The 23,655-nt window shown below is 65.7% G+C and carries 24 protein-coding genes and 3 riboswitches; of the genes, 10 read left to right on the forward strand and 14 right to left on the reverse strand.

Features of this window, described 5'->3' with window-relative positions:
• Position 1: 1 nt before the first annotated feature.
• The 5 genes from cobF to cbiE are packed head-to-tail and all read right to left on the reverse strand — an operon-like array spanning position 2 to position 4,392.
• Positions 2-745 carry a precorrin-6A synthase (deacetylating) gene (gene cobF, locus NCHOL11_RS14905; protein ID WP_097093379.1) on the reverse strand — a complete coding sequence of 248 codons (744 nt, stop codon included), beginning with the start codon at positions 743-745 and terminating at the stop codon, positions 2-4.
• On the reverse strand, positions 742-2,049 hold the full coding sequence (locus NCHOL11_RS14910) for a cobyrinate a,c-diamide synthase (protein WP_097093380.1): 1,308 nt from the start codon (positions 2,047-2,049) through the stop codon (positions 742-744). The genes cobF and NCHOL11_RS14910 overlap by 4 nt, the downstream gene beginning before the upstream one ends.
• Positions 2,046-2,831: a precorrin-4 C(11)-methyltransferase gene (cobM, locus tag NCHOL11_RS14915; protein ID WP_097093381.1), complete on the reverse strand. Its 786-nt coding sequence runs from the start codon at positions 2,829-2,831 to the stop codon at positions 2,046-2,048. The genes NCHOL11_RS14910 and cobM overlap by 4 nt, the downstream gene beginning before the upstream one ends.
• Positions 2,828-3,184: a cobalamin biosynthesis protein gene (locus tag NCHOL11_RS14920; RefSeq protein ID WP_097093382.1), complete on the reverse strand. Its 357-nt coding sequence runs from the start codon at positions 3,182-3,184 to the stop codon at positions 2,828-2,830. The genes cobM and NCHOL11_RS14920 overlap by 4 nt, the downstream gene beginning before the upstream one ends.
• On the reverse strand, positions 3,181-4,392 hold the full coding sequence (cbiE, locus tag NCHOL11_RS14925) for a precorrin-6y C5,15-methyltransferase (decarboxylating) subunit CbiE (protein WP_097093383.1): 1,212 nt from the start codon (positions 4,390-4,392) through the stop codon (positions 3,181-3,183). Before cbiE ends, NCHOL11_RS14920 begins: the two co-directional genes overlap by 4 nt.
• Between cbiE and NCHOL11_RS14930 the strand changes: the two genes are divergently transcribed.
• Complete coding sequence (locus NCHOL11_RS14930) at positions 4,382-5,131, forward strand: cobalt-precorrin-6A reductase (RefSeq protein ID WP_097093646.1); 750 nt, start codon at positions 4,382-4,384, stop codon at positions 5,129-5,131. The two genes, cbiE and NCHOL11_RS14930, sit on opposite strands and share 11 nt — an antisense overlap.
• Here NCHOL11_RS14930 and cobJ read toward each other — a convergent pair.
• The 4 genes from cobJ to NCHOL11_RS14950 are packed head-to-tail and all read right to left on the reverse strand — an operon-like array spanning position 5,107 to position 8,256.
• A complete protein-coding gene (cobJ, locus tag NCHOL11_RS14935) occupies positions 5,107-5,856 on the reverse strand; it encodes a precorrin-3B C(17)-methyltransferase (RefSeq protein ID WP_097093384.1) in 750 nt (249 codons plus the stop codon). The two genes, NCHOL11_RS14930 and cobJ, sit on opposite strands and share 25 nt — an antisense overlap.
• Positions 5,853-6,575 (reverse strand): precorrin-2 C(20)-methyltransferase, encoded by a 723-nt coding sequence (gene cobI / locus NCHOL11_RS14940; RefSeq protein ID WP_097093385.1) that lies wholly within the window; start codon positions 6,573-6,575, stop codon positions 5,853-5,855. The genes cobJ and cobI overlap by 4 nt, the downstream gene beginning before the upstream one ends.
• Positions 6,572-7,201: a precorrin-8X methylmutase gene (locus NCHOL11_RS14945; protein WP_097093386.1), complete on the reverse strand. Its 630-nt coding sequence runs from the start codon at positions 7,199-7,201 to the stop codon at positions 6,572-6,574. The genes cobI and NCHOL11_RS14945 overlap by 4 nt, the downstream gene beginning before the upstream one ends.
• Positions 7,201-8,256, reverse strand: coding sequence for a cobalamin biosynthesis protein CobG (locus NCHOL11_RS14950; RefSeq protein WP_097093647.1), 1,056 nt, complete (start codon positions 8,254-8,256; stop codon positions 7,201-7,203). The genes NCHOL11_RS14945 and NCHOL11_RS14950 overlap by 1 nt, the downstream gene beginning before the upstream one ends.
• Positions 8,257-8,486: 230 nt before the next feature.
• Positions 8,487-8,712: riboswitch (cobalamin riboswitch) on the reverse strand.
• A gap of 131 nt (positions 8,713-8,843) precedes the next feature.
• Between NCHOL11_RS14950 and NCHOL11_RS14955 the strand changes: the two genes are divergently transcribed.
• Positions 8,844-9,701, forward strand: coding sequence for an alpha/beta fold hydrolase (locus tag NCHOL11_RS14955; protein WP_097093387.1), 858 nt, complete (start codon positions 8,844-8,846; stop codon positions 9,699-9,701).
• Between the two features lie 41 nt (positions 9,702-9,742).
• On the opposite strand, the gene bluB is transcribed toward NCHOL11_RS14955, so the two are convergent.
• Genes bluB through NCHOL11_RS14980 form a run of 5 tightly spaced genes read right to left on the reverse strand, consistent with a single transcriptional unit; the run spans position 9,743 to position 16,766 of the window.
• Positions 9,743-10,381 (reverse strand): 5,6-dimethylbenzimidazole synthase, encoded by a 639-nt coding sequence (gene bluB / locus NCHOL11_RS14960; RefSeq protein ID WP_097093388.1) that lies wholly within the window; start codon positions 10,379-10,381, stop codon positions 9,743-9,745.
• Position 10,382: 1 nt separating this feature from the next.
• The gene (gene cobO / locus NCHOL11_RS14965) at positions 10,383-10,988 is read right to left on the reverse strand and encodes a cob(I)yrinic acid a,c-diamide adenosyltransferase (protein WP_097093389.1); all 606 of its coding nucleotides are present in this window, start codon (positions 10,986-10,988) and stop codon (positions 10,383-10,385) included.
• On the reverse strand, positions 10,985-14,680 hold the full coding sequence (cobN, locus tag NCHOL11_RS14970) for a cobaltochelatase subunit CobN (RefSeq protein ID WP_097093390.1): 3,696 nt from the start codon (positions 14,678-14,680) through the stop codon (positions 10,985-10,987). The genes cobO and cobN overlap by 4 nt, the downstream gene beginning before the upstream one ends.
• Complete coding sequence (gene cobW, locus NCHOL11_RS14975) at positions 14,680-15,720, reverse strand: cobalamin biosynthesis protein CobW (protein ID WP_097093391.1); 1,041 nt, start codon at positions 15,718-15,720, stop codon at positions 14,680-14,682. The genes cobN and cobW overlap by 1 nt, the downstream gene beginning before the upstream one ends.
• The gene (locus NCHOL11_RS14980; RefSeq protein WP_097093392.1) at positions 15,717-16,766 is read right to left on the reverse strand and encodes a HoxN/HupN/NixA family nickel/cobalt transporter; all 1,050 of its coding nucleotides are present in this window, start codon (positions 16,764-16,766) and stop codon (positions 15,717-15,719) included. Before NCHOL11_RS14980 ends, cobW begins: the two co-directional genes overlap by 4 nt.
• A 173-nt stretch (positions 16,767-16,939) precedes the next feature.
• A riboswitch (cobalamin riboswitch) is annotated at positions 16,940-17,184 on the reverse strand.
• Between the two features lie 87 nt (positions 17,185-17,271).
• Between NCHOL11_RS14980 and NCHOL11_RS14985 the strand changes: the two genes are divergently transcribed.
• The 8 genes from NCHOL11_RS14985 to cobU all read left to right on the forward strand — a co-directional run bounded on the left by NCHOL11_RS14985 (position 17,272) and on the right by cobU (position 23,555).
• On the forward strand, positions 17,272-18,054 hold the full coding sequence (locus NCHOL11_RS14985; RefSeq protein WP_097093393.1) for a formate dehydrogenase accessory sulfurtransferase FdhD: 783 nt from the start codon (positions 17,272-17,274) through the stop codon (positions 18,052-18,054).
• A gap of 47 nt (positions 18,055-18,101) precedes the next feature.
• Positions 18,102-18,291: riboswitch (cobalamin riboswitch) on the forward strand.
• A 156-nt stretch (positions 18,292-18,447) separates the two neighbouring features.
• Positions 18,448-18,855: a DUF1636 domain-containing protein gene (locus tag NCHOL11_RS14990; protein WP_097093394.1), complete on the forward strand. Its 408-nt coding sequence runs from the start codon at positions 18,448-18,450 to the stop codon at positions 18,853-18,855.
• Entirely contained in the window at positions 18,852-19,868 is a 1,017-nt protein-coding gene (gene cobT, locus NCHOL11_RS14995; protein ID WP_097093395.1) for a nicotinate-nucleotide--dimethylbenzimidazole phosphoribosyltransferase, read from the forward strand. The genes NCHOL11_RS14990 and cobT overlap by 4 nt, the downstream gene beginning before the upstream one ends.
• A 20-nt stretch (positions 19,869-19,888) precedes the next feature.
• Positions 19,889-20,431, forward strand: a complete 543-nt coding sequence (locus NCHOL11_RS15000) for a histidine phosphatase family protein (protein WP_369680253.1) — start codon at positions 19,889-19,891, stop codon at positions 20,429-20,431.
• Positions 20,428-21,138 carry an adenosylcobinamide-GDP ribazoletransferase gene (locus NCHOL11_RS15005; RefSeq protein ID WP_097093397.1) on the forward strand — a complete coding sequence of 237 codons (711 nt, stop codon included), beginning with the start codon at positions 20,428-20,430 and terminating at the stop codon, positions 21,136-21,138. The genes NCHOL11_RS15000 and NCHOL11_RS15005 overlap by 4 nt, the downstream gene beginning before the upstream one ends.
• Positions 21,135-22,112: a threonine-phosphate decarboxylase gene (locus NCHOL11_RS15010; protein WP_097093398.1), complete on the forward strand. Its 978-nt coding sequence runs from the start codon at positions 21,135-21,137 to the stop codon at positions 22,110-22,112. The genes NCHOL11_RS15005 and NCHOL11_RS15010 overlap by 4 nt, the downstream gene beginning before the upstream one ends.
• A complete protein-coding gene (gene cbiB / locus NCHOL11_RS15015) occupies positions 22,075-23,034 on the forward strand; it encodes an adenosylcobinamide-phosphate synthase CbiB (protein ID WP_097093399.1) in 960 nt (319 codons plus the stop codon). Before NCHOL11_RS15010 ends, cbiB begins: the two co-directional genes overlap by 38 nt.
• Entirely contained in the window at positions 23,034-23,555 is a 522-nt protein-coding gene (gene cobU / locus NCHOL11_RS15020) for a bifunctional adenosylcobinamide kinase/adenosylcobinamide-phosphate guanylyltransferase (protein ID WP_255254863.1), read from the forward strand. Before cbiB ends, cobU begins: the two co-directional genes overlap by 1 nt.
• Positions 23,556-23,655 lie beyond the last annotated feature (100 nt).

The following is a 23,655-nucleotide window of genomic DNA, read 5'->3' on the forward strand; positions in this document are numbered from 1 at the left end:
GTTAGGCGTCCTGCCGCAGCAGATAGACGTCCATGATCCATCCATGCTTCTGCCGCAATGCTGCGCGGCGCTCGATGATCTCTGGTCCTGCCAGCGCGAGTGGCCCCTTTGCCAGCGCCTGATGTTCCATGCCGAGATAGGCGCCCCACCAGATCATGAAATGCTCCGGTTCCAGCGTTTGAAAGGCGCAATGTCCGTCCAGCATGACGACGATGTCGCGCACGCGATTTGGCCAGCCGTGATCGCGCAACTGCCTGCCTGTGGTGATCAGCACCGGGCCGGCCAGGCGGTTGAGGCAAATGCCATGCGCGGCCGTCAGCGCCTGAATACTGGTGATGCCTGGAACGACGCTTATCTCGACGGAGGGACCTAGCCGCTCGGCGATGCGCAGGCTGCTGTCGTACAGCGAAGGGTCGCCCCAGACGAGCAGCGCCACGGTGCCGCCATCGGGCAGGTTCCGGGCGATCTGTTCCATCCAGATTGCGGCGATCGCGTCATGCCATTCCATAACCACATCGACATACATTCCCTGCTCCGCTCTGCTGGGCATGTCGAACTCCGCGATGCGCACGGGTCGGGTCAGCATCTCCGCACATATGGCGCGGCGCAGGTCGAGAAGTTCGGATTTTGCTTCACCCTTGTGCGGCAGCAGGATGAGGTCCGCCGCGTTCATCGCGCGGATGGCGGCGCGTGTCAGATGATCGGGATTACCTGTCCCGATACCGATGAGGGACAGGTGGATCATGTGGCACTCGCGATCAAGTGGAAGAAGCTGCCCGTCACCCGGGCTCTGCGCGAACCGCTGCTCGCCACCGGCACGCCCATCGCGTCAGTCACATGAGCGAGCGGCTCGTCCGGTTGTTCGACGACGGTCGAATAATGAAATTCATGCCCGCGCAGTGGCGCGCCTGAATTATGACCGCCCATCGGCGCCAGCAGCCGCGCCTGACGATAGCCCAGGTGCAAGCGCCGCTCTGCAAAGCTGGAAACCAGGCCGAGCAGTCCCGCCATGGCGTGGGATTGCCCCTGCGCATCGATGATCGCCTGCCCCAGCACCATATAGCCGCCGCATTCGCCATGGATGGGCCGATCCTCTGCATGGCTGCGCAGGCCGTTCAGAAAGCGGCTCGCCTGCGCAAGCCTTGGCGCATGCAGTTCGGGGTAGCCGCCGGGCAGCCATACGGCGTCGGCCACAGGATCGGGCGCTTCGTCGGCCAGCGGGGAGAAGGGGATGATCTCCGCCCCGGCTGCGCGCCAGCCACTCAGCATATGGGCATAGGTGAAGGAAAAGGCCGCGTCCTGTGCCAACGCGACACGCTGCCCCGGCGGCGGACAGTGATAAGCGGCAGGAGGCAGGGCCGGGAGGGCGTCCGCTGCCGCCTGGAGAACTGGAACATCGACATGCGCTTCGATCAGGTCTGCGATGGCGTCGATCATCCGGTCCGCCTGTTCCAGGTCGCTCGGTTGAACAAGCCCCAGATGCCGTTCCGGAATGGCGAGGGCAGGCGACCCTGGGATAGCGCCAAGCACCGGCATGGCAATGTCCTCCATCGCCTGCCGGATCATCGCTTCGTGACGCGGGCTGGCGACACGGTTGATGATGGCGCCTGCCACGCCGACATCGGGGCGGAGCGCGCGGAATCCCTGGGCTATGGCGGCTGCCGACTGGCTCTGGCCCGACGCGTCGATGATCAGGATGACAGGCCAGCCCAGCAAGGCGGCTATGTCCGCGCTGCTGCCATTGCCGCTCGCCCCCCGTGCTGGCGCGCCGTCGAACAGCCCCATCACGCCTTCCGCGACGATCAGGTCTGTGTCGGCCGCTTCACCGGCGAGACCGTGGAGCATGGCCGCATCCATTGCCCAGCTGTCGAGATTGAGGGAAGACCGCCCACTCGCCAGCCGGTGAAATCCCGTGTCGATATAGTCCGGACCACATTTGTAGGGTTGGACGGCCACGCCTTGGCGTCTCAGTGATCGGAGCAGCCCCAGTGTGATGACCGTCTTGCCGGATCCTGATCGCGGTGCGGCAATGAGGATGCCGGGCGTCATTCGTCCGATCCGGCGAAGGGCGAGTCCGCCGTCGCTGGCCGAAATCGCCGGTCGTAACCGGGCGCGTAAAGCTGGCTTTCTGCGAAATCGGTGTCGCCCAGCACCGGCCCGACAAGAATGATGGCCGTCCGCTCTGGGCCGCCTGCTGCCAGACCCTCGATGGTGGCGAGTGTTCCTCGAACCACGCGTTGATCGGGCCAGCTCGCTCGCCATATGATCGCCGCCGGGCAGTCTGGGCCATGGAGCGGTATGAGGTCTGCCACCACCTGCGCCAGATTATGGATCGAAAGATGGATCGCCAGCGTCGCTCCCGTCGCGCCGAAGGCCGCCAGCGTTTCGCCCGGCGGCATGGCGCTTGCCCGGCCTGGCGTGCGCGTGAGGACCAGCGACTGGCCTAGCCCCGGCAGGGTCAGCTCCGCCTCCAGAGCGGCCGCCGCCGCCGCGAAGGAGGGGACGCCCGGCGTCACCGTATAGCTGATGCCTAGCGCCTTGAGACGGCGGATCTGCTCGCCCATCGCCGACCACACCGACAGGTCGCCTGAATGCAGCCGGGCGACATCCTGGCCCGCCGCATCCGCCTCTGCGATCAGGGCGATGATTTCGTCCAGTGTCAGCGGCGCGCTGTTGACGATCCGCGCGCCCGCCGGGCAGTGGTCGAGCAGCGCCCGGGGTATGAGCGACCCGGTATAGAGGCAGACGGGGGAGGCCGCGATCAGGTCGCGGCCACGTAGCGTCAAGAGGTCGGGCGCGCCGGGGCCAGCGCCGATGAAATGGACGGTCATGACGATACTCCTCGGGCAAGCGCGCAGGTGGCTTGGCCATCGGGTGAAATGATGCGGGATGCGGCCAATTGCGCGCCGGGGCCTGCGGCGATGAGGGCGACGGCTTCGGCCACGCTGCCGGTGCCATGGGCGGCGAGGCTGGCGGCGGACTGGGTTGGCGTGTTCACCGCCGCGACCGCCGCCGGATCGACAAGGATTAGTGGTAGACCCAAGGCGCTGGCGAGGGGAGCCAGCAGCGCTTGCCTATGCGTCAGCGTCGCCAGCGCCGCGACGGCTTCGCGATGCGCGCCAAGCGCCGCTTGCAAGGATTCTTCGCTAGCCCCGCTGCGGCAGCCGAAACCCGCTACGATCATAGCATGACGCTCCACTGCACCAGCGGATAGGCGGCCTTCCACCCGCGCCGCGTGCCGATGGGCGCGGCACGTGCCATTTCGATCCGCAGCAGCTCGCCGCCCAGTCGTTCATGCCATCGCGCCAGCAGCGCTTCCGATTCCAGCGTCACCGCATTGGCGACCAGCCTTGTGCGCTCGCCCGGCAAGGCGATGATCGTTTTGATCAATGCGTCGCTCAGACCGCCGCCGATGAAGATCGCGTTGGGCCGTACCCGTCCTGCCAGCGCCGCCGGAGCGCGTCCCTCGACCAGCAGGAGCCGATCCACGCCCAGCCGCCGCGCATTGGCCGCCGCTCGCCTGGCGCGTACTGGGTCAGCTTCGAAAGCCAGCGCCTGCGTGGACGCATGGCTCAGCAGCCATTCGATCGCGATGGATCCCGATCCCGCTCCGATATCCCACAATGTCTCGCCAGGACGCGGGGCGAGCGCCGACAGCGTCAACGCACGGGCGGGCCGCTTGCTGATCTGCCCGTCATGTTCGAACCAGCTGTCGGCAAGGCCACTTGCACATGGCATCGCCTCGCCGTCGCCCGAAATTTCAACGCCGACCGCCACGGGATGCGCGATATCTTCGAAGGCGAGCTTGTCAGCCTCCTCCGACCGAATACGCTCGCGCGGTCCACCGAGCGCTTCCATGATATGCAGTTTTGACGCGCCAAAACCCGTCGCTGCCAAATAGGCCGCAAGTGCCTGCACCGCTGCCCCGTCGCGCAGCAGCACCAGCGCGCGGCGTCCCGGCGCAAGCACTGGTCTCAACTGATCGAGCGGCGCGGCGTGGAGGCCATGGCAGGTCACATCCTGCAACGCCCAGCCCAAACGGGAAGCCGCCAGCGAGAAGGTCGACGGCGCGGGATGCGCAATCCACTCGCGGGGCGTCAGATGCCGCGTGACGCTCGTGCCAGCGCCGAACCAGAAGGGATCGCCCGACGCCAGCATCACCGTCGGCTCCCCACGCCGGGCAAGCAGTGCTTCTACCCCATCCTCGAATGGCACTGGCCAGCTAAGCCGTTCCGCTTTAAGGGGTGGCAGCAGCGCCAGCTGGCGCGGAGCGCCCATGATGACGCGCGCTTGTTCCAGCGCCGCGCGCGCGATGTCGGACAAGCCTTCCGCCCCGTCCTCGCCTATGCCGATGATCGTCAGCCAGGGAACTTCAGCCGCCATGCGCAACATCCTGATCCTTGGCGGCACCATGGAAGCGAGCGCGCTCGCCAGAGCCTTGGCCGAGCGCGGCGAACAGGCGACGCTGAGCTATGCCGGGCGCACCGGCAATCCCCGTGCACAGCCGGTGCCGATCCGCGTCGGCGGCTTTGGCGGCGCTGACGGCTTGGCGGCGTTCCTGAAGGCGGGGGCTTTCACCCACCTTGTCGACGCCACCCATCCCTTCGCCGCTGCGATCAGCGCCAATGCCGCCGCCGCCGCGCGTGCTTCTGATGTCGCCCATCTGATGCTCACCCGTCCGGAATGGCAGGCAGTGGACGGCGACCGCTGGACCCACGTCCCTGATATCGCCAGCGCCGTCCGCGCGCTCGATGGCCCGGCGCGGCGCGTGATGCTCGCTTTGGGGCGGATGCATGTCGAAGCCTTCGCCGCGCAGCCACAGCATCACTATCTGTTGCGGTTCGTCGATGCGCCAGATGCGCCGCCCGCATTGCTGCGCCACCATCTGCTGGTGGATCGTGGCCCTTTCACGCTGGCGGGTGACCTTGCCCTGATGCGGGATCAGGGCATCGATCTGGTCGTCGCAAAGAATGCGGGAGGGGAGGGTGCCCGTGCCAAGATCGACGCCGCGCGCGCGCTCGGCCTGCCGGTCATCATGATCGACCGCCCGCCCGTGCCGCAGGCGCAAGCCGTCCATGACATCGGCGATGTGCTGGCGTGGATCGATCATTCGGCCCATCGTGGCGTGTAGAGGATCGGGCGGGACGCTCCCTCGATAAAGCGCGTGCGGCTTGACCCGACGATCACCATCGTGCGCATATCCGCCATTTCAGGGGTCGCCTCGGCCAGCGTCACGGCGCGCAACTGCTCCTCGGCCGTCGATACCGCGCGAGCGAAGAGGATCAGCCGATCCCCGCCGCATTCCTCCCTCAACAGATCGAGCACGCGCGCAAAGCCATCAGGCCGCGCCTTCGACCGGGGATTGTAAAATGCCATCGCGAAATCGGCCTGCGCGGCAAGGCGCAGCCGCCGTTCGATCAGCGCCCAGGGTTTCAGATTATCCGACAGGTTGATTGCGCAGAAATCATGGCCCAGCGGCGCGCCCGCCCGCGCGGCGGCGGCGAGCATGGCGGTGATGCCCGGCAGCACGCGAATGTCGATCGCGCGCCATGCTTGCGGCCCGGCCTCCAGCGCTTCGAATAATGCGGACGCCATGGCGAACACGCCCGGATCGCCAGAGGACGCCACCACCACGCGCCGCCCCGCCGCCGCCAGTTCCAGCGCATGCGCTGCCCGGTCCAGCTCAACCCGATTGTCCGATGCATGGCGCACCAGATCCGCGCGATCCGCCACCCGCGCGACATAAGGCGCATAGCCGATCAGATCGTTCGCCTCGGCCAATGCCTCCGTCACCTCCGGCGTCACCAGTGCGTCAGCGCCCGGACCAAGGCCCGCGACCGCTACCCATCCGCTCATGGCCGCCGTCCCTGACCATGGATCAACAGGATGGAAAAATAGCTGGTGACCGCCTGCGCTTGCCCCAATGGCGTGATCTTCTGATCCGCCATGGTCGCATATTCGACCAGCCAGGCGCAGTCGTCCTTGCCCGCCGCCTCCACCGCGCGGCGCAGCTTGGCGAGGTTGCGGCCGATCTTCATGACGACCAACGCATTGCTGTCACGGATGCGCCGCGCCAGCTCCTCTTCCGGCAAGGTCGCCATCAGCACCGTCAATACATCGTCGCCCCAGCTGATCGGCGTGCCGCTCGCGGTCCAGGCGCCCGACATGCCAGTGATGCCGGGCACGATCCGGACGGGTGCGAGCGGAGAGAGGCGGCTGTGCAGATGCATGAAGCTGCCGTAGAAAAAAGGGTCGCCTTCGCAGAGCACGACCACATCCTCGCCCGCTTCCACCAGGCCGTGCAGATGGGCGGTGCATTGGGCGTAAAAGGCCGATAGACATTGGTTGTAGCGCGGATCGCTTACCGGAATTTCGGTCGTCACCGGATATTCCATCGCATATTCGACCGCATCCGGACGAAGCAGTCCATCGACAATCTTGCGGGCATGGCCGTGACGGCCGGGCTTGCGGAAATAGGCGATGTGGCGCGCCTCGCGGATCAGACGGTCTGCGCGCACGCTCATCAGGTCCTGTGCGCCGGGGCCAAGCCCCACGCCATGGATCGTCCCGCTCATTCCGCCGCACTCGCCAGCGCGTTGACCGCCGCGACCGTGATCGCGCTGCCGCCGAGCCGTCCTTCCACGATGCAGCAGGGCACGGGCTGGCTTTCCCACAGTGCCTGTTTCGATTCCGCCGCGCCGACGAAACCGACAGGACAGCCGACGATCGCCGCCGGACGCGGACATGCGGGGTCTTCCAGCATGTTGAGCAGGTGGAATAGCGCGGTAGGAGCGTTGCCGATCGCGACAACCGCTCCGGCCAGACGGGAGCGCCACAATTCTAGCGCGGCCGCCGACCGAGTGTTCGCCATCGACCGGGCGAGGTCTGGAACTTGTGGATCGTTAAGGGTGCAGATGATGGCGTTGCCATTAGGCAGGCGGGCGCGCGTGATCCCTTCCGACACCATTCGCGCATCACACAGGATCGGCGCGCCAGCCTCCAGCGCGGCGATCGCGGCTTTGGCAAATCCCGGCGAGAAGCGAATATGCGGCGCCAGACCTACCATGCCCGCCGCATGGATCATCCGCACGGCAACCCGCTCTTCCTCGGTGGAGAAGCGGTCCAGCGCCGATTCCGCGCGGATCATGCGGAAGGACTGGCGATAGATTTCCGCGCCGTCTGTTTCATAAAGATGCGGCATCAATGGGCTCCGAAATGGGCGAATATCTGATCAGGCCACAGGCCCGCGTGCAGCGGCGGCGCACCCGCGCGCGCATTAAAGGCAAGGTCGAAGACGCCCTCTCGCCCGGTCAGGACGACCGCCGCTTGTGAAGGCCGGGCGCAACCCTTGGCACATCCAGACACATGCAGCCCCGGCACATAGGGCGCGAGCCGGGCGGCAAGTTCACGGGTGGCGACGCTCGACTGCGGGCAGGCTGGAGCGCCCGGACAGGCATCGGCGGCAAGGCGCGGGTCGGACGGATCGTCGGCAGGTGCGCCGCTGCCCTCCAGCACCAACCCTCGCCATGGCGTGACCCGCACCGCACGCGCGTCATCGGCGATGATGGCGAGGAGTTCCGCCGCCTCGATCCGGCCGAAGGGCGCGGCATGAAAGGGGCCGGGTGCATCCGCCAAAGCCGTGGCGCGGGAACGTGCCGGGGCAGGCGCCTCGATCGCCTCTTCAAACAGCGGGACATTGTGCCGCGCCATGCGGCCAGCCTGAACGCCGCCGCTTGCCACGAACCGATGGGCCATGCGGATCAACCCTTCCGCCGCGTCTGCCGTGTTGACCGGAGTACCTTTTATGCGCCCGTCCGCCCGCAGGATCAGCGCGCCGCTCGCGGCCCGTTCCACCCTGAAATCGGCCGACGCGTCGCTCAGCACCGGGGCAGGGCCAGCGTCGATCGCGAAGCCGACCTTCGCGGGAAGGTCCGGTAGTTCGCGCAGGCGCGCCGTCAGTTCCGTCGCAATCAGCGCGCTATCATCGCCCTCATGCCAATCCGGGTTGATCAGTATAGGAACGTGAGCGTCTCGCTCCTCATCGGCATGCGCGAGTCCAATAGCGATCAATCGCTCCATCAGCGCACGATGGTCAGCCTCCGCCACGCCCCTGATCTGAAAGGCGGCGCGGTTCGTGACGTCGATATGGCCATTGCCAAGGGTAAGCGCCGCCTTGCAAAATCCTACCGCCTGTTCCCGGCTCATCCGGCCAAGCGGTGGACGCACCCGCACCAGCAGCCCGTCGCCCGCCATCATCGGCCGCCACGCCGTCGGGCACCAGCCGCGTACACCGCGGCGCGCGCCGGTGCTGGCGGTATCACGCCGCATCTGCTCCTGCATTGCTTCAGCCCTCCAGCACTTGCGCCACGACCAGCGGACGGCGCGCGCAGGAAGGCGGCCAAGCCGCTCGCCTGCACGGCCGCAGCCGCACGAAATTCGTCGCTCAAACGGAGAACCGAGCCGTGACCATCCCCTGGATCATGGCAAGAGCGACCTTTGCTCCGGCAGGTCTCCTGGCTTGCGGGTCACAGCTTGGCATGGGGCCTTCCCGGATCGCTCCAGTGGCTGGCCCTCCCGTTGTCGGGACTGGCCGGTCCATGCTTCGCTCGCCGCTCACAGTTGCAGGGACAGCCACGGATTTGGGAGAGAGCCTCCCGCACCGCATTCCCATTTAAGCCCCTATACCGGGGCACCGGCGCGATCGATGAACCGGGGGAACCCGGCTCGACGCGCTTCATAATGACGATGCAGGCGAAAGGGAAGTAGTCAACGCCCGCTTCCTTGCGTCCATCGCGCATCGCCGCTACGCCCTCGCCAAATAGTGCAAAAATGGAGAGGAAAAGATGGGCGATTTCAGCTTCGAAGGCACCAGCCGCTTCCTGGAAACGGACAAGGGGCGGCTTCATTATCATGAAGCGGGATCAGGCCCTGCGCTGCTGCTGCTCCATGGGTCCGGCCCCGGCGTCACCGGCTGGGCCAATTTTCGGGGCAATCTGCCTTTCTTCTCCCAATATTTCCGCACCATCATCCTGGACGCACCGGGATATGGGAAGAGCGATCCCGTGGAGGGCGACCCGGTAGGAGTAGCCCGCGACGCAGTCGTCGCGCTGATGGACGGCCTTGGCATCGACCGCGCCCATATTGTTGGCAACAGCTATGGGGGGATTGTCGGCGGACATCTGGCGGCAACTCATCCCGACCGCGTGCTGCGCTACATCACGATCGGCGGCATTGGCTTTAACATCACCTCGACCTTCCCCAATGAGGGGCTGACCCGCCTAGTCGATTTCATCGAAGATCCGACGCGGGAGAACATCATCGCCTGGCTCGAATCCATGGTGTACGACAAATCGATCATCACCGATGAATTGATCGACATGCGCTATAAGGCGGCGCTGGAACCGGTGACGATGGAAAGCAGCCGCAAGATGTACACGCGCGCCGCTCTCGGCTTCATCGCGCAGTCGATGAGCGGGCCGGGCGTGTCGCAGCGTATCGACTATCTTGGCAAGATCCAGGCGCCGACGCTCATCATGTGGGGCCGCGATGACAAGGTCAGTCCGCTCGACGGCGCGCTGCTGCCCATGCGCATCATCCCCAATGCCGAACTGCACGTCTTCCCGCGCTGCGGCCATTGGACGATGATCGAGCACAAGGACCGGTTCGAAACGCTGGCGCTGGATTTCCTCCGGGGTGAATAGCTGATCTCGGTCCGAACGGGGGAGCGTATGCGGATGCGGAACTAACGCCGCACCACCACGGAATGCCAGTCGGTCCGCTGCTCCCAGCCCCGCCGTTCCAGTTCCGGCACATCCTCTTCACTGATAGGCCGGCCAAGGCAGAGCAGCCCCAGGCACTCCCAGCTTGCGGGAATATCGAGCATCGCGTTCACGCCTTCGGGCTCCATGATCGACACCCAACCCATGCCGATGCGCCGCGTCTGCGCCGCCAGCCATAGCGTATGCACCGCCATGACGCAGCTGTAACGCCGCGCCTCTGGCATCGTGACCGCGCCCAGATGATGGCCCGTCTCCGTCCCATCGTCGCAATAGACGGCGAACAGGACGGGCGCCTCGCGCAGGCCATGCAGCTTCAGGCTGCGATAGAGCTTGTCCTGATCGCCATCATATTCCTTGCCCGCTTCCTTGACCTGCCGGTCGACATGACAGGCCAGCCGCTCGCGTAGCTCCACGGTTTCCACACGCACGAAACGCCACGGCTGCGACAAGCCCACTGATGGCGCGCGATGCGCCATGCTGAGCAGCCATTCGACGTCCGTCTCATCAATCGGGTCCGTCCTGAAATGGCGAATGTCCCTCCGCGCCCTTACCAGCGCCTCGAACTGCGCGCTGTCGATCGGGATGATGGCGGGACCGCTCATGTCAGAATTCAATCCCCGCCTGCGCCTTCACGCCGCTGCGGAAGGGGTGCTTGATCAGCGTCATTTCGGTGACGAGGTCCGCCGCCTCGATCAGGGGCTCGGGCGCGTTGCGACCTGTGATGAGGACATGCTTCATCTCGTCCCTGTTCGTCACGGCTTCCAGCACCTCTTCGACCGGCAGATAATCGTAGCGCAGGACGATATTCAGTTCGTCCGCCAGCACCATATCATAGGCCGGATCGGCAATCATCCGCTTGACCTCATCCCATGCTTCGCGGGCAAGGGCGATGTCCCGGGTCTTGTCCTGCGTGTTCCAGGTGAAGCCTTCGCCCATCGGCTTGAATGTGACATTATCGGGAAACGCATCGAACACCGCTTTTTCTCCGGTGGTCATCGCGCCCTTTACGAACTGGACGACGCCGACCCGCTTGCCATGGCCGATGGCGCGGATGACCATGCCGAGCGCGGCGGTCGTCTTGCCCTTGCCCTTGCCGGTATGGACGATCAGCAGGCCCTTTTCCTGCGTCTTGGTCGCCATGATCTTGTCATGGGCGGCCTGCTTCTTCTTCATCTTTTCGGCATGCTGTTCCGGCGTGCGTTCGATCATGGGCGATCTTCCTTCAGTTGGGCAAGGATCATGGCGGCGCTGTTCGAACGTGGGCGCCACAGCCCCCGGTCCAGCGCTTCGTGGAGGCGTGCGGCGGTTTCGCGCAGCGCGGCGGGGTTGGCTTCGGCCATGAAGGCGCGCACGGTTTCGTCCTCGATGAAGGCGGCGTGGACGGCGTCGAAATGATGGTCTTTGACGCCATGCGTCGTGGCGGCGAAGGCGAAGAGATAATCGACCGATGCAGCGATCTCGAACGCCCCCTTGTAGCCATGGCGCATCATGCCCGCGATCCATTTGGGATTGGTGACGCGCGCACGCACCACCCGGCCGATCTCGTCCTCCAGCGTACGGATGACCGGCCGTTCGGGCCTGCTATGGTCATTATGATAGCTGAGTGGCTGGCGGCCCGACAGATGCTCGACCGCCGCTGCGATCCCGCCTTCGAACTGATAATAATCATCGCTGTCGAGCAGGTCATGCTCGCGATTATCCTGATTTTGGATGAGAGCATCAGCCTCGCCCAGCCGCCGGGCGAACAGATCGCGTTCCGCATCGCCCTCGACGCCGCCGCCATAGGCGTGGCTTCCCCAATCGAGATAGATGTTCGCCAGGTCTGAACGATCATGCCACAGCCGCTCGTCGATCATGGCCTGCAATCCCGCGCCATAGGCGCCCGGTTTCGATCCGAAGACACGCGTCCCAGCACGGCGCAGCGCTGCCTTTTCAGGCGCGCCCTCGGCCATGAGCGCCGTTGCTTCCGCCCGGTGACGCGCGGCGGCGGGATTATCCTCTTCCGGCTCGTCCAGCGCCATGACGGCGCGGGCGGCGCTGTCAATCAGGTCGATCTGTTCGGGAAAGGCGTCGCGGAAAAAGCCGGACACGCGCAACGTCACGTCCACGCGGGGCCGGTTGAGTTCGGCGATCGTCATCACCTCAAACCCGACCACCCGTCCCGATCCCCAGTCCCACCGCGGCCGCACGCCCATCAACGCGAGCGCCTGCGCGATGTCGTCGCCGCCGGTGCGCATGTTTGCCGTGCCCCAGGCCGACAGCGCGATAGCGCGCGGATAATCGCCTTCTCGCTGGAGATAGTCCTGCACGACCAGCTCTGCCGATTTCTGGCCCAGGTTCCACGCCGCGACGGTCGGCACCGCGCGCGTATCGACCGAATAGAAATTCCGTCCGGTCGGCAATACATCGGGCCGTCCCCGTGTCGGTGCCCCGGAGGGACCGGGCGCCACGAACCTTCCGTCGAGCGCCTGAAGCAGTGCCGTCTTCTCCGCCCCTCCGCAAGCGTCGACGCGGGGTGCGAGGTCATTGCGGATCGTCTCCAGAACCTGCGCACTTGCAGGCCCGGGACCGGCTTCTCCCGTATCGAGAAGCTGCATGGCATAGAGCTCGAGTCGCTCGACCGTATCGCCGGTGCTGCGCCAGACGTCAGGTGTCGTATCCGCCAGAATCTGCGGTCTCGGCCCCGTCCAAGGCATGCCCATGCCGCAGTCGATCGGATCGAACCCAAGCGCCAGATCATCAGCCAACGCCCGCAGCAGCGATTGCTGCCCTCCGTCCAATCCCCTGGGGCAGCGAGCCAAGGCGATCAGCAAATCGCGGCGCAATACCCGTTCGGGCGATCGGGTGAAGACATGCAGCCCATCGCGGATCTGCATTTCTTTTAACTCACACAGATAATTGTCGATCGCCGCCAGCGCATCATCGCCGCTGCCCTGCGCCCCTGCATCCTTGTCCAGCCCCTGCGCCGCAGCCAGCGCCAATATGTCCCGCCGCAGCGTCTCCAGCCTGCGCGGGTCCATACCAGCCGCCAGATAATATTCGTCGACCAGCGCCTCCAACTCCTTGAGCGGCCCATAGGTCTCTGCCCGCGTCAGTGGCGGCGTCAGATGGTCGATGATGCATGCGCCGATCCGGCGCTTCGCCTGCGTGCCTTCGCCCGGATCATTGACGATGAAGGGATAGATTTGGGGGATCGGTCCGGCGCAGATTTCGGGGAAGCAGTTTTCCGAAAGCGCGATCGCCTTGCCAGGCAGCCATTCCAGATTGCCATGCTTGCCCACATGCACAACTGCGTTGGCGCCAAATTCTTGGGCCAGCCAGATGTGGAAGGCGAGATAGGCATGCGGCGGCGGCAGCGCTGGATCATGATAGCTGCTCTTGGGATCGACATCATAGCCGCGTGAGGGTTGCACGGCGACCGCGACATGGCCGAAGCGATGCACGCGCAGGCGAAACGCGCCATCCTTGCAGAATGGATCATCCTCCGGCTCTCCCCATCGGTCCGTCACCAGCTGGCGAACGCTTCCAGGCAGTCCTGCGAACGCAGCACGATAATCTGCGAGGGGCAGCGCGCACGTTGTCTCGCTAACCGTCATCAGCTGCATCAGCGCCGCGCCCTCGGCGGGCGCACCGCCAATTGCATAGCCAGCCTCTCCCAGCGCCCGCAGGATCGCCGCCGCACTTTCCGGCGTGTCGAGTCCGACGCCATTGCCGATCCGGCCGTCCCGGTTCGGGTAATTGGCGAGCACCAGCGCCACGTGCCGCTCACCCGAAGGAGTACGCCGCAACCTCGCCCAATTTCCAGCAAGTTGCGCGACGAAGCTCACTCTGTCCGCCAGCACCTGCGGCACGATGATGCTGCATTCGGTGCGCGCGTCGAATCGCGCCGCCGCCTTGAAAGCGACCGCCCGCGTAAAGATCCGCCCGTCCACCTCGGGCAAGGCGATATGCATCGCCAGATCGCGCGGTCCCAGGCCTCGCGCGCTGTCCTGCCATGCCGACTGTTCGGCGCTGGCGAACACCGTCTGGAGGACAGGGCAGTCCGCCTGCTCCAATATCGATGGCGTGCGCGGCTCGCCCGGCGCGGATGCAGCAAAGGCGGTCGCGTTCAGGATGACATCAGGACCCACTGACGCGATCACCCCTTCCAGGAAGTCCCGGGCAAAGGGTTCACGCAGCGCACGCACATGCACCGCCAGCACATTCAGCCCCGCCGCTCGCAGCCCGGCGATCATCGCGTCCACCGCTTCCAGCGTCCCGGCGATCAGCAGCGCACGGTAGAATAGGAACAGCACTACAGGCTGCCCATCCGTCCAGCCCGCCTTCACCTGATCCAGCACGGGACGCTCGACACCCGGCAAATACAGCCCCGCGTCGGCGACCGGCACCGGCGGGTCGGCATAGCCCGTATCCCGTCCCGCGATCCCCGCGGCCGTCTTCAAGAAGGCGATCGCATTGGCGATGCCTCCCTGCCGTAGATAATCCCGCAGCAGATCGCATGTTTCGGGTGGGAGGGTGGACGCGAGGCGCAGTTCCGGATCATCCTCCCGGCCATCGGCGATCGCGGCAAACGCTATGCCCTTTTCTCGCGCGACATTGGCAATTTCCTCAATGCCATAGGGCCAGTAGCTCTTGCCCCCCAGCAACACGACGCAGACAAACTTTGCGTGGGAAATCACCTTTTCGACATAGAGATCGACCGAATAGGGATGCTTCAATTGCAGAAGGTTGGCGAGCCGGATGGAAGGCGCGCCATCGCCCAGCATCGCCGCCGCGCTCGCAAAGCAGGCAAGGTCGCTGTCCGCCACGGTCAGCAGTACGATGTCGCCCGGCGACTGGCCAAGATCTATGGCTTCATCCCCGTTCGAAACGGTGCCCGGCGTGGCGGTCAGCAAATGCATCAGGCGTCTGCCAGCTGTCCTGACAGCGCATCTTCGATGGCGGCGCGATCCAATCCGGCCTGACCGATCACCACCAGCCGCGACGCGCGCACCTCGTCCGCCTGCCACTGCCGGTCGAAATGATGTTGGATGCGCGGTCCCACCGCCTGGATGACCAGCCGTGCGGGGCGCCCGGCGATGGCGATAAAGCCCTTCACGCGCAGAATGTCATGGTCGGTGATGAGCTTCTCCAAAGCCGCCAGCAGCGGCGCGGGGTTGCCGATTTCCTCCAGTTGCAGGACGAAGCTGTCGAAATCCTCATGATCATGATCCTCCTCATCATCATGATGGGACGGGCGCGCATCGATCTGGTCCTCGACGCCCGCACCAAGGCCGAGCAGGACGGCGGGGTCGATCTCGCCGCGCGCGGTGCGCAGGAGGCGGACGCCCGGCCGCACTTCCCCGCCCAGCTGCTGCTCCAGTTCCGCCAGCTTTTCAGGCGCGACAAGGTCGGTCTTGTTCAGCAGCACCAGGTCGGCGCAGGCCAGCTGGTCTTCGAACAGCTCCTCGATGGGGCTGTCATGGTCCAGCGTCGGGTCGGCCGCCCGCGCCGCAGCGAGCGCGGCTTCATCATGGGCAAAGCGCCCGGCTGCAAGCGCATCCGCATCGATGAGCGCAATGACGCCGTCCACCGTCGCCCGCGTCCGGATATCGGGCCACTGAAACGCTTTCACCAGTGGCTTGGGCAGTGCGAGCCCTGAGGTTTCGATAATGATGTGATCGGGCGGCACGTCCCGGTCCAGCAGCCGCTGCATGGTGGGCAGGAAATCGTCCGCCACGGTGCAACAGATGCAGCCATTGGCAAGCTCGATTATATCCTCGTCCGGGCAGGCTTCGTCGCCGCAGCCCTTCACCAGCGAACCGTCTACGCCGACATCGCCAAATTCGTTGATGATGAGGGCGAGCCGACGCCCGCCCGCATTTTCGATCATATGGCGGATCAGCGTCGTCTTTCCGGCACCCAGAAAGCCCGTGATGACCGTGGCGGGAACCTTGCTCATAATGTCTGTCCTTTGTTGGGGATGAGCACGTCGATCTCGTCGAAGCGCTTCCAGCGGTAGATGATCCAGCTCACCAGCCAGCAGGCGGCGAACAGGCCGATGATGAAAAAGCCGAGGCTGTTGAAATGCTCGCCCAGACGGGCGGCGATCGACCAGATGCCGCCGGTCAGGCCCAGCTTGTCGCCCAGCAGCGCCGCCGCCTCGATCCCGCCGATGACGATGGCGACCAGCGCCGACACCAGCGTGATGGTGATGTTATGGTAAAGCTTGCGGATCGGCTTCACGAACGCCCATTGATAGGCGCCCATCATCAGCGCGCCGTCCGCCGTGTCGATGAGCGCCATGCCCGCTGCAAACAGCAGGGGAAATATAAGCACCGTTGCGATCGAAAGGCCGCTCGCCGCCTGACCCGCCGACAGGCCGAGGATGGCCACCTCGGTCGCCGTGTCGAAGCCCAACCCGAAGAGAAATCCGAGCGGCGCCATGTGCCAGCTACGCGTGACGAGGCGGAACAGCGGCCGGAACAGGCGCGACAACATGCCCCGATTGCCCAGCAGAATGTCCATGTCCTCATCGACATAGGTTCCGCCGTTGCGAACATGATTGAACGTCTTCAGAACAGACCGCAGGATGATGAGGTTCATCGCCGCGATAGCAAAGAGGAAGCTTGCGGAGATGATCGTGGCAATCGTGCCGCCGATCTCCCCCGCCGCCTCGACGCGGCTGAGGGCACTGGCGGCAAAGGCGATGAGGACCGCCGCGATCAGCACGATCGCGCTATGCCCGATCGCGAACCACAGGCCCACGGTCAGCGGCTGCTGCCCGTCCTGCATCAGTTTGCGGGTCACATTGTCGATGGCGGCGATATGGTCGGCGTCCACCGCATGACGCAGGCCCAGGCTCCAGGCGAGCAGGGCGGTGCCCAGCATCATCGTATCGCCCGAGAAGATCATCAGGGCGCATATCCAAAGGCCGATATTGGCGGCGATCAGCAGCGCGAACATCCATGTCGCGCGGCGGCGCAGCGCCGGAACTTGCATAACCATCGGACGGCTTGGCTCCCGTCTGCGTCAGCGAGACTGGACGGGACCTCCGCTATGCGGCCAGCACGACGCGCCGGACGGACGCATCTTAGCGCCCGGCACGCATGCCGGTGCGGTCCCGCCGCACGCGTCGCTCAGACGGAATACCGTGCCCCGGCCATCCCCTGGGCCAAAGCAAGAGCGACCAGACGCCGGCAGGTCTCCTGGCTTGCGGGTCATCGCTCGACACATGGCCTTCCCAGGCCTCGCATGATTTAGCGTCCGGCCCAGTGGCTGACCCTCCGGCGGTAACGGAAAGTCGCTATGCGTCTCGCTCACCGCTTACAGTTGCAGGGACAGCCGCGGATTTGGGCGCCTGACCGGCAGCCCGCACCGCATTCCCTTTGAAGCCCGTTCGGGCACCGGCGCGATCGGGGCTGTGCATAGATGGCTTGACCGGCAAAGGAAAGCGGCAGTTGCATGGTTGCGTCATATTGCAGGGCGCATCCCGCCCGCCTAGACCGGCGCTATGCCATTTCCCTTCTCCTTCACCCGCATTAGCCCAAAGGGCGACGCATCGTTCGTGGAGCGCGATCTGGCGGAGGAGATGCCCGTCGCGATCGAGTTCAACGGCGTCGGCTATGCGGTGCTGATGGCGACGCCAGGGGACGTGGCCGAACTGGTTCAGGGCTTCGCGCTTGCCGAGCGGCTGGTCCTGCCATCGGACGCGCCGCTCGACGTTGACGTCCATGTAACGGAGCAGGGCCTGGTCGCCCGCGCCACGCTGCCGCCGGAGCGGGTGGAGGGACTGCTCGGCCGCGTCCGTCACCGCGTCTCCGATTCCTCCTGCGGCTTATGCGGCGTCGAAAATCTGGAGCAGGCGCTGCGGCCCCTGCCCGCCGTGACAGCCCGCTCGACCGCAGGCCGGGCGGCTATCTTCCGGGCGTTGGGCGATCTTGCCGCGCATCAACCGCTCAATCGGCAAACCGGTGCTGTCCATGCCGCTGCCCTGGCGGGGGCAGATGGCGCAATCCGCCTCGCCTATGAGGATGTGGGCCGCCACAACGCGTTCGACAAGCTGATCGGGGCGATGCGGCGGCGGCAATTGTCATGGGATGGCGGCTTTGCGCTACTGTCCTCGCGCTGTTCCTATGAGCTGGTGGAGAAGGCCGCGCTCGCTAATTGCCCGCTGCTTGTCACCATATCCGCCCCCACCCGCCTCGCTGCCGAACGCGCCGCCAGCGCCGGGTTGCCGATCATCGTGCTGGCCCGGGCAGACGCCATGCTGGCGGCAGGCGGGCTGCCCGGCTGACGAGGCGCCGCTTCATCTACCGCTTGCGGGCTTGGTCCTGCCTCATTATCAGCAGCGCCGCGACAGGTTCCCCGTTTGGGGATCAAAAGGGAAGTCGGGTGCAATGCCCGCGCTGCCCCTGCAACTGTAAGCGGTGAGTGGACCGGCCACGCAGCCATTGGGGGAGTATCTCCCGAGAAGGCGGCCGATGCGCATCGACCCGTGAGCCAGGAGACCTGCCTGCCGCAGTCGTTCTTCGACCGGACAGGGTGTGCCGGACGAACGGGGTTCCCCGCGGACGACAGCCATCGCCTTGCCCGCCACTGGCCGGTCAGGGCCGTTGCGGTTCGATTTTGCAGGGAGGGCCATGATGCCGGTCTTTCATGTTCAGATGATTATAAAAGCGTGCCGCTGATGCTGCGTGCCGTCGAAAACAGCGCGTCGGTGGTCGTCTGCTCGACCTGCCGCCTGTCCGCAGACCAACGGGAAGACAGCGAAGGGCGGCGCGGCGGTGCGCTGCTGGTCGATGCCATGCGCGGGCTTCAGGCGCAGGAGCCTGCCTATGAAGCGATCGCCGTGCAGGAAATGCCCTGCCTCTTCGCCTGCCAGCGGCATTGCACCGTCCATGTGCGCGGCCCTGGCAAGGTCGGCTATGTGCTGGGCGACTTCACCCCGGACGCGGATGCCGCGCGCGCCATCCTTGACTATGCCCTGCGCCATGGCGCCAGCGAAGAGGGCGTCGTGCGCTACGCCGAATGGCCGCAAGGGGTGAAGGGGCACTTCATCGTCCGGACGCCGCCCGAGGGCTTTGTCTGCACATGATCCGTTTTGAGGACCGCGACGGTTTTCAGGCCGCGCTCGCCACACTTCCTGGCAGCGACGCGACGGCGATCGACGCTGCGGCGGCGCGGCAGGCTTCTTTGACGAAGCCCGCCGGATCACTAGGCCGCCTGGAGGAAATTGCCCTCTTCATGGCGGGCTGGCAGAGCCGCGAGTGTCCGCGCGCCGACCGTATCCGCGCCGCCATCTTCGCCGGCAATCACGGCGTTGCCGCGCGTGGCGTCAGCGCCTTTCCGGCGTCCGTCACTGCGCAGATGGTCGCTAACTTCCAATCTGGCGGCGCGGCGATCAATGCGCTTGCGGGCGCTTGCGGAGCCGATCTGGTGATCGTCCCGCTTTCCCTTGAACAGCCCACCGCCGACATATGCGAAGCCCCCGCCATGACGGAGGCCGAGTGCCTCGAAGCCCTGAACGCAGGCGCTGCCGTGGTGCCTGAAGATTGCGAACTGCTCTTCGCCGGAGAGATGGGCATCGCCAACACCACCCCCGCCGCCGCGCTGTGCCTTCACGCCTTCGGCGGCGAGGCGCAGGACTGGACGGGGAGGGGAACGGGCATCGACGAAGCAGCCCTCGCCCGCAAGACGGAGGCGGTCCGCGTCGCGCTCGCCCTGCACGCATCCCATTGCACCGACGCCTTCGAAACGCTTCGCCGCCTCGGCGGTCGGGAGATCGCCGCCATGGCAGGTGCGATCCTGGCCGCGCGGATGATGCGCGTGCCGGTGCTGCTCGACGGCTTCATCTGCGGCGCAGCGGTCGCTCCCCTCGCGCGCGACAATCCCGCCATCACTCAACACTGCCTGGCCGCCCACTGCTCAGCCGAAGCAGGGCATGCCCGGTTGCTCGAGAAGCTCGGCCTTGACCCGCTGCTGCACCTCGGCATGCGCTTGGGCGAAGGGAGCGGCGCGGCCGTCGCGGCGCAGCTCGTCCGCTCGGCCCTCGCGGCGCATGCGCATATGGCGACCTTCGCGCAAGCCGCCGTCGCGGGCGCGCTATGAGCCCGTTGACACTCCACCTGATGCGGCATGGAGCACCACAAACGCCCGGACTTCTGCTCGGTCACACGGACATGCCGCCTGATCGAGCCGCCATGCAGCTGTGCATCGATCGGTCACGCGCGCTCGCATTCGACTGTCTGACCAGCTCCGGCCTGTCACGCGCCAGCGCGCCCGCCACGCTGATCGCCACCGATCGCCAAGCCGCTCATCGGATCGACCCGCGCTGGCGCGAACTGAACTTTGGCGAATGGGAGGGCATGGACCCCACCACGCTTCCAGCCGGCGACACTGCCCGCTTCTGGTCGTCTCCCGACGACTATCCTCCGCCAGGCGGCGAAAGCTGGTCCGGCCTCTGCCACCGTGTTAGCGCGGCACTGGGCGACGTAGGGGAGCCCACCCTCATCCTCACGCACGCAGGACCGATCCGTGCTGCGCTGACGGCGCTTTGCGGCCTGAATTATCAACAGGCCTGGGCGATCGATCTCCCCTATTCGGCGGTGCTCACGCTGCGCTTCTGGCCCGGAGACAATCCCGGCGCGCAGATCACAGGCCTCGTGACATGACCCGCCTCATCCTTGCCCTGCAACTCATGACCCGCCTGCCGCTCCCGAACGTAGGCGCGGACGAAAACGACTTCGCCGCCGCTATCCGCTGGTTCCCCGCAACAGGCATCATCGTCGGCCTGACGATCGCCGCCGCCATGACAATGGGCTTGCAGAGCGATCCTTGGATCGCCGCCTTGCTCAGCCTCATTGCCTGGGTGGCCATGACGGGAGCGCTCCATCTCGATGGCCTGGGCGACATGGCCGACGGAGCCGGAGCAGCGCATCATGACCGGGAAAAGCTGTCCGCCGTTCTCGCTGATCCGCACATCGGCAGCTTCGGCGTCGTCTCGATCGCCCTGCAATTGCTCACAAAGCTGGTCCTGCTCCGCCTGTGCGCGGAGCATGTCCCGCCGCTAGCCCTTGTCGCCGTGCCCTTCGCAGCCCGGATCGGCCCGCTCGCCTGGACCCTTTGGCTCCCGCCGCTTCACCAGGGTCTCGCCAGCCGCTTCCGCGACGGTATCGGCGCTTCGCATCTGCTGGGTTGGGTGATGCTTGCCGCAGCCCTCTGCCTGATAATCCCCCCACTCTTGTCCGCCGCCCTTTTCATCCCATTCTGGGCATGGTGGTTGCGCAGCCGCATCGGCGGCATTTCGGGAGACGGCCATGGCGCGGGCATAGAGCTTGTTGAAAGCGGCTTGCTCTTCGCGCTGGTGCTGGCGCGATGAGCGGCATCTTCCACTGGCATGGCGGGCGCCTCACCGCTGCGCGTCAGCATTATAAGGAGGCGCGCTTTCCCTGGATCGATCTCTCAACCGGCATAAACCCGCTCGCCTGGCCCGGCGCGGCTGCGATAAAGACCGATTGGCGATCGCTCCCAGATCCCGCAGCACTCGCCGATCTCGAACAAGCCGCTGCCGCCCATTTCGGCGTTACCACCGATCATATCTGCGCCTTACCCGGCAGCGAGACCGGTCTGCGCCTGCTTCGCCATCTGATCGACGCGCCCGCCTGCCACATCCAACCGTCCTACCGCACCCATGCGCAGGCTTTCCCGAATATGCATGCCTTGCAGCAGCCGGAAGCCGCACCGCCGAGCACCGCGCTCCTCCTCGCCAATCCCAACAATCCTGATGGCCGCCTCTACACGCGGGCGCAGATGCGGCAGCTTCTGTGCCGTCAGGAAAAGCGGGGCGGTTGGCTGATCGTCGACGAAGCCTTCACCGACTGCATGCCTGCCGTCAGCATCGCCAGCGAGGTTGACGATGGCCGAAGCCTGATCATCCTCCGATCCTTCGGCAAGTTCTTCGGCTTGGCGGGGGTGAGATTAGGTTTCCTCCTCGGGCCATCCCCCATTGTCGCTGCCTGCCGCCGTCTGATGGGAGATTGGCCGCTATCCGCGGCGGCGATCGATTTCGGCCGGGCTGCCTATCGCGACCGGCGCTGGATCGACGAGACGGTCGCGAGCTTGACCACTCGCGCGGCCCGCCTTGACGCGGTGCTCATCCGGCACGGCTTCAGCCCGCGCGGCGACTGCCCGTTATTCCGCCTGATCGATACGCCAGACGCTGCTTCGTTGTTCGACCGCCTTGCGCGGCAAGCGATTCTCACGCGTCCGTTCGAAGATTATCCTCACTGGCTGCGCTTCGGCCTGCCTGCCGGCGATGCCGATCTGGCCCGGCTGGACGAAGCCCTTGGTTGAGTTGGCCGCGCTCGTCCTCGACGCGGTTCTCGGCTGGCCAGCCAGGCTGCACGCGCGCGTCGGACATCCGGTCGGCGCCTTCGCCCGGATCATCACCGCCTGCGAACGCCGCCTCAACCACCCCGGCTTCAGCACCCCGCGCCGCCGGACAGGTGGCATCCTCACACTGCTGATCCTCCTGGCGATCACCATCGCGGCCGCCTGGGGTGCCGATCGCCTTCTTCGTCAACTGCTCGGGTCCTGGGCCTGGGTGGGGCTCGCGCTTGCGGCCTGGCCTGCTCTCGCGCAGCGCAGTCTGTTCGATCATGTCTTGCCCGTGGTGCAGGCGCTGGAGGCTGGCAATCTCTTCGCCGCCCGCCGCGCCGTCGGCCACATCGTCGGCCGCGACACCGCCGCGCTGGATGAAGCAGGCGTTGCGCGCGCCGCTATAGAAAGCCTCGCGGAAAGCTTCTGCGACGGCGTCGTCGCGCCGCTTTTCTGGCTGCTTGTCGGCGGCCTTCCCGGCATATGGGCCTATAAGGCCGTCAACACCGCCGACAGCTTGATCGGGCACCGGGAAGAACCGTTCGCAGCATTTGGCTGGGCCGCCGCCCGCTTTGATGACCTTTTGAACCTCATCCCTGCGCGCTTGTCGGGCTTCCTCATCTGCTTGGGCGGCCTGGGCGGCTGGCGTATTTTGTGGCGCGATCATGGCCGCCATGCCTCTCCCAATGCGGGTTGGCCGGAGGCGGCGATGGCGGGCGCGCTCCATATCCGGCTCGCCGGGCCGATCGCCTATGAGGGGGAGTTTCATGCCAAGCCATGGATTGGCGGGGAGGGTGCGGAAGCCACCCCCGCCGCCGCGCGCGCGGCGCTTTCGCTTTATATCCGGGCTTGCGCCTTGCTCTGGCTCATGACTGCGGCAATCGAAGGATTTCGCTGATGGACGCTTGGCAGAAAATGCTCGTGCTCGGTGGCGCCCGCTCAGGCAAGAGCCGCCATGCCGAAGCGCAGTGCGAAGGCTTGCCCGGCACCATCAATTATATCGCCACGGCGCAGGCCTTCGATGCCGAGATGCGCGACAGAATCGCCGCGCATCGCGTCCGGCGGAGCAAGCGATGGCAGACGATAGAGGCGCCGATCGATCTGCCCGCCGCCATCGCGCAGGCGCAACAATCTGGCCCCATCCTTGTCGACTGCCTTACTCTCTGGCTGTCAAACCTCTTGCTCGCGGGTGAAGATATTGACCGTTGGAGCAAGGATCTGGTCACCGCTGTTGGTGGTTGCACCGTGCCTATGGTGCTTGTCAGCAATGAAGTCGGGCTGTCGATCGTTCCTGAAAATACCCTTGCTCGCCGCTTCAGAGATGAGGCAGGCCTTCTCAATCAACATGTCGCGGCTGTCTGCGACAGGGTTCATTTCGTCGCTGCCGGTCTGCCCGTGACACTCAAGCAAACCGGATGAAGACGCGTCGGCGCATCTGCTGATATTGAAAATCGCGCGAGCCATCCGGGCAGCTTGCCGTAGAGGCTGAATAAATTCATTGCGCGAATCGATGGCGTGA

This window comes from Novosphingobium sp. Chol11, assembly GCF_900218065.1.
Lineage (GTDB): Bacteria > Pseudomonadota > Alphaproteobacteria > Sphingomonadales > Sphingomonadaceae > Sphingobium > Sphingobium agri.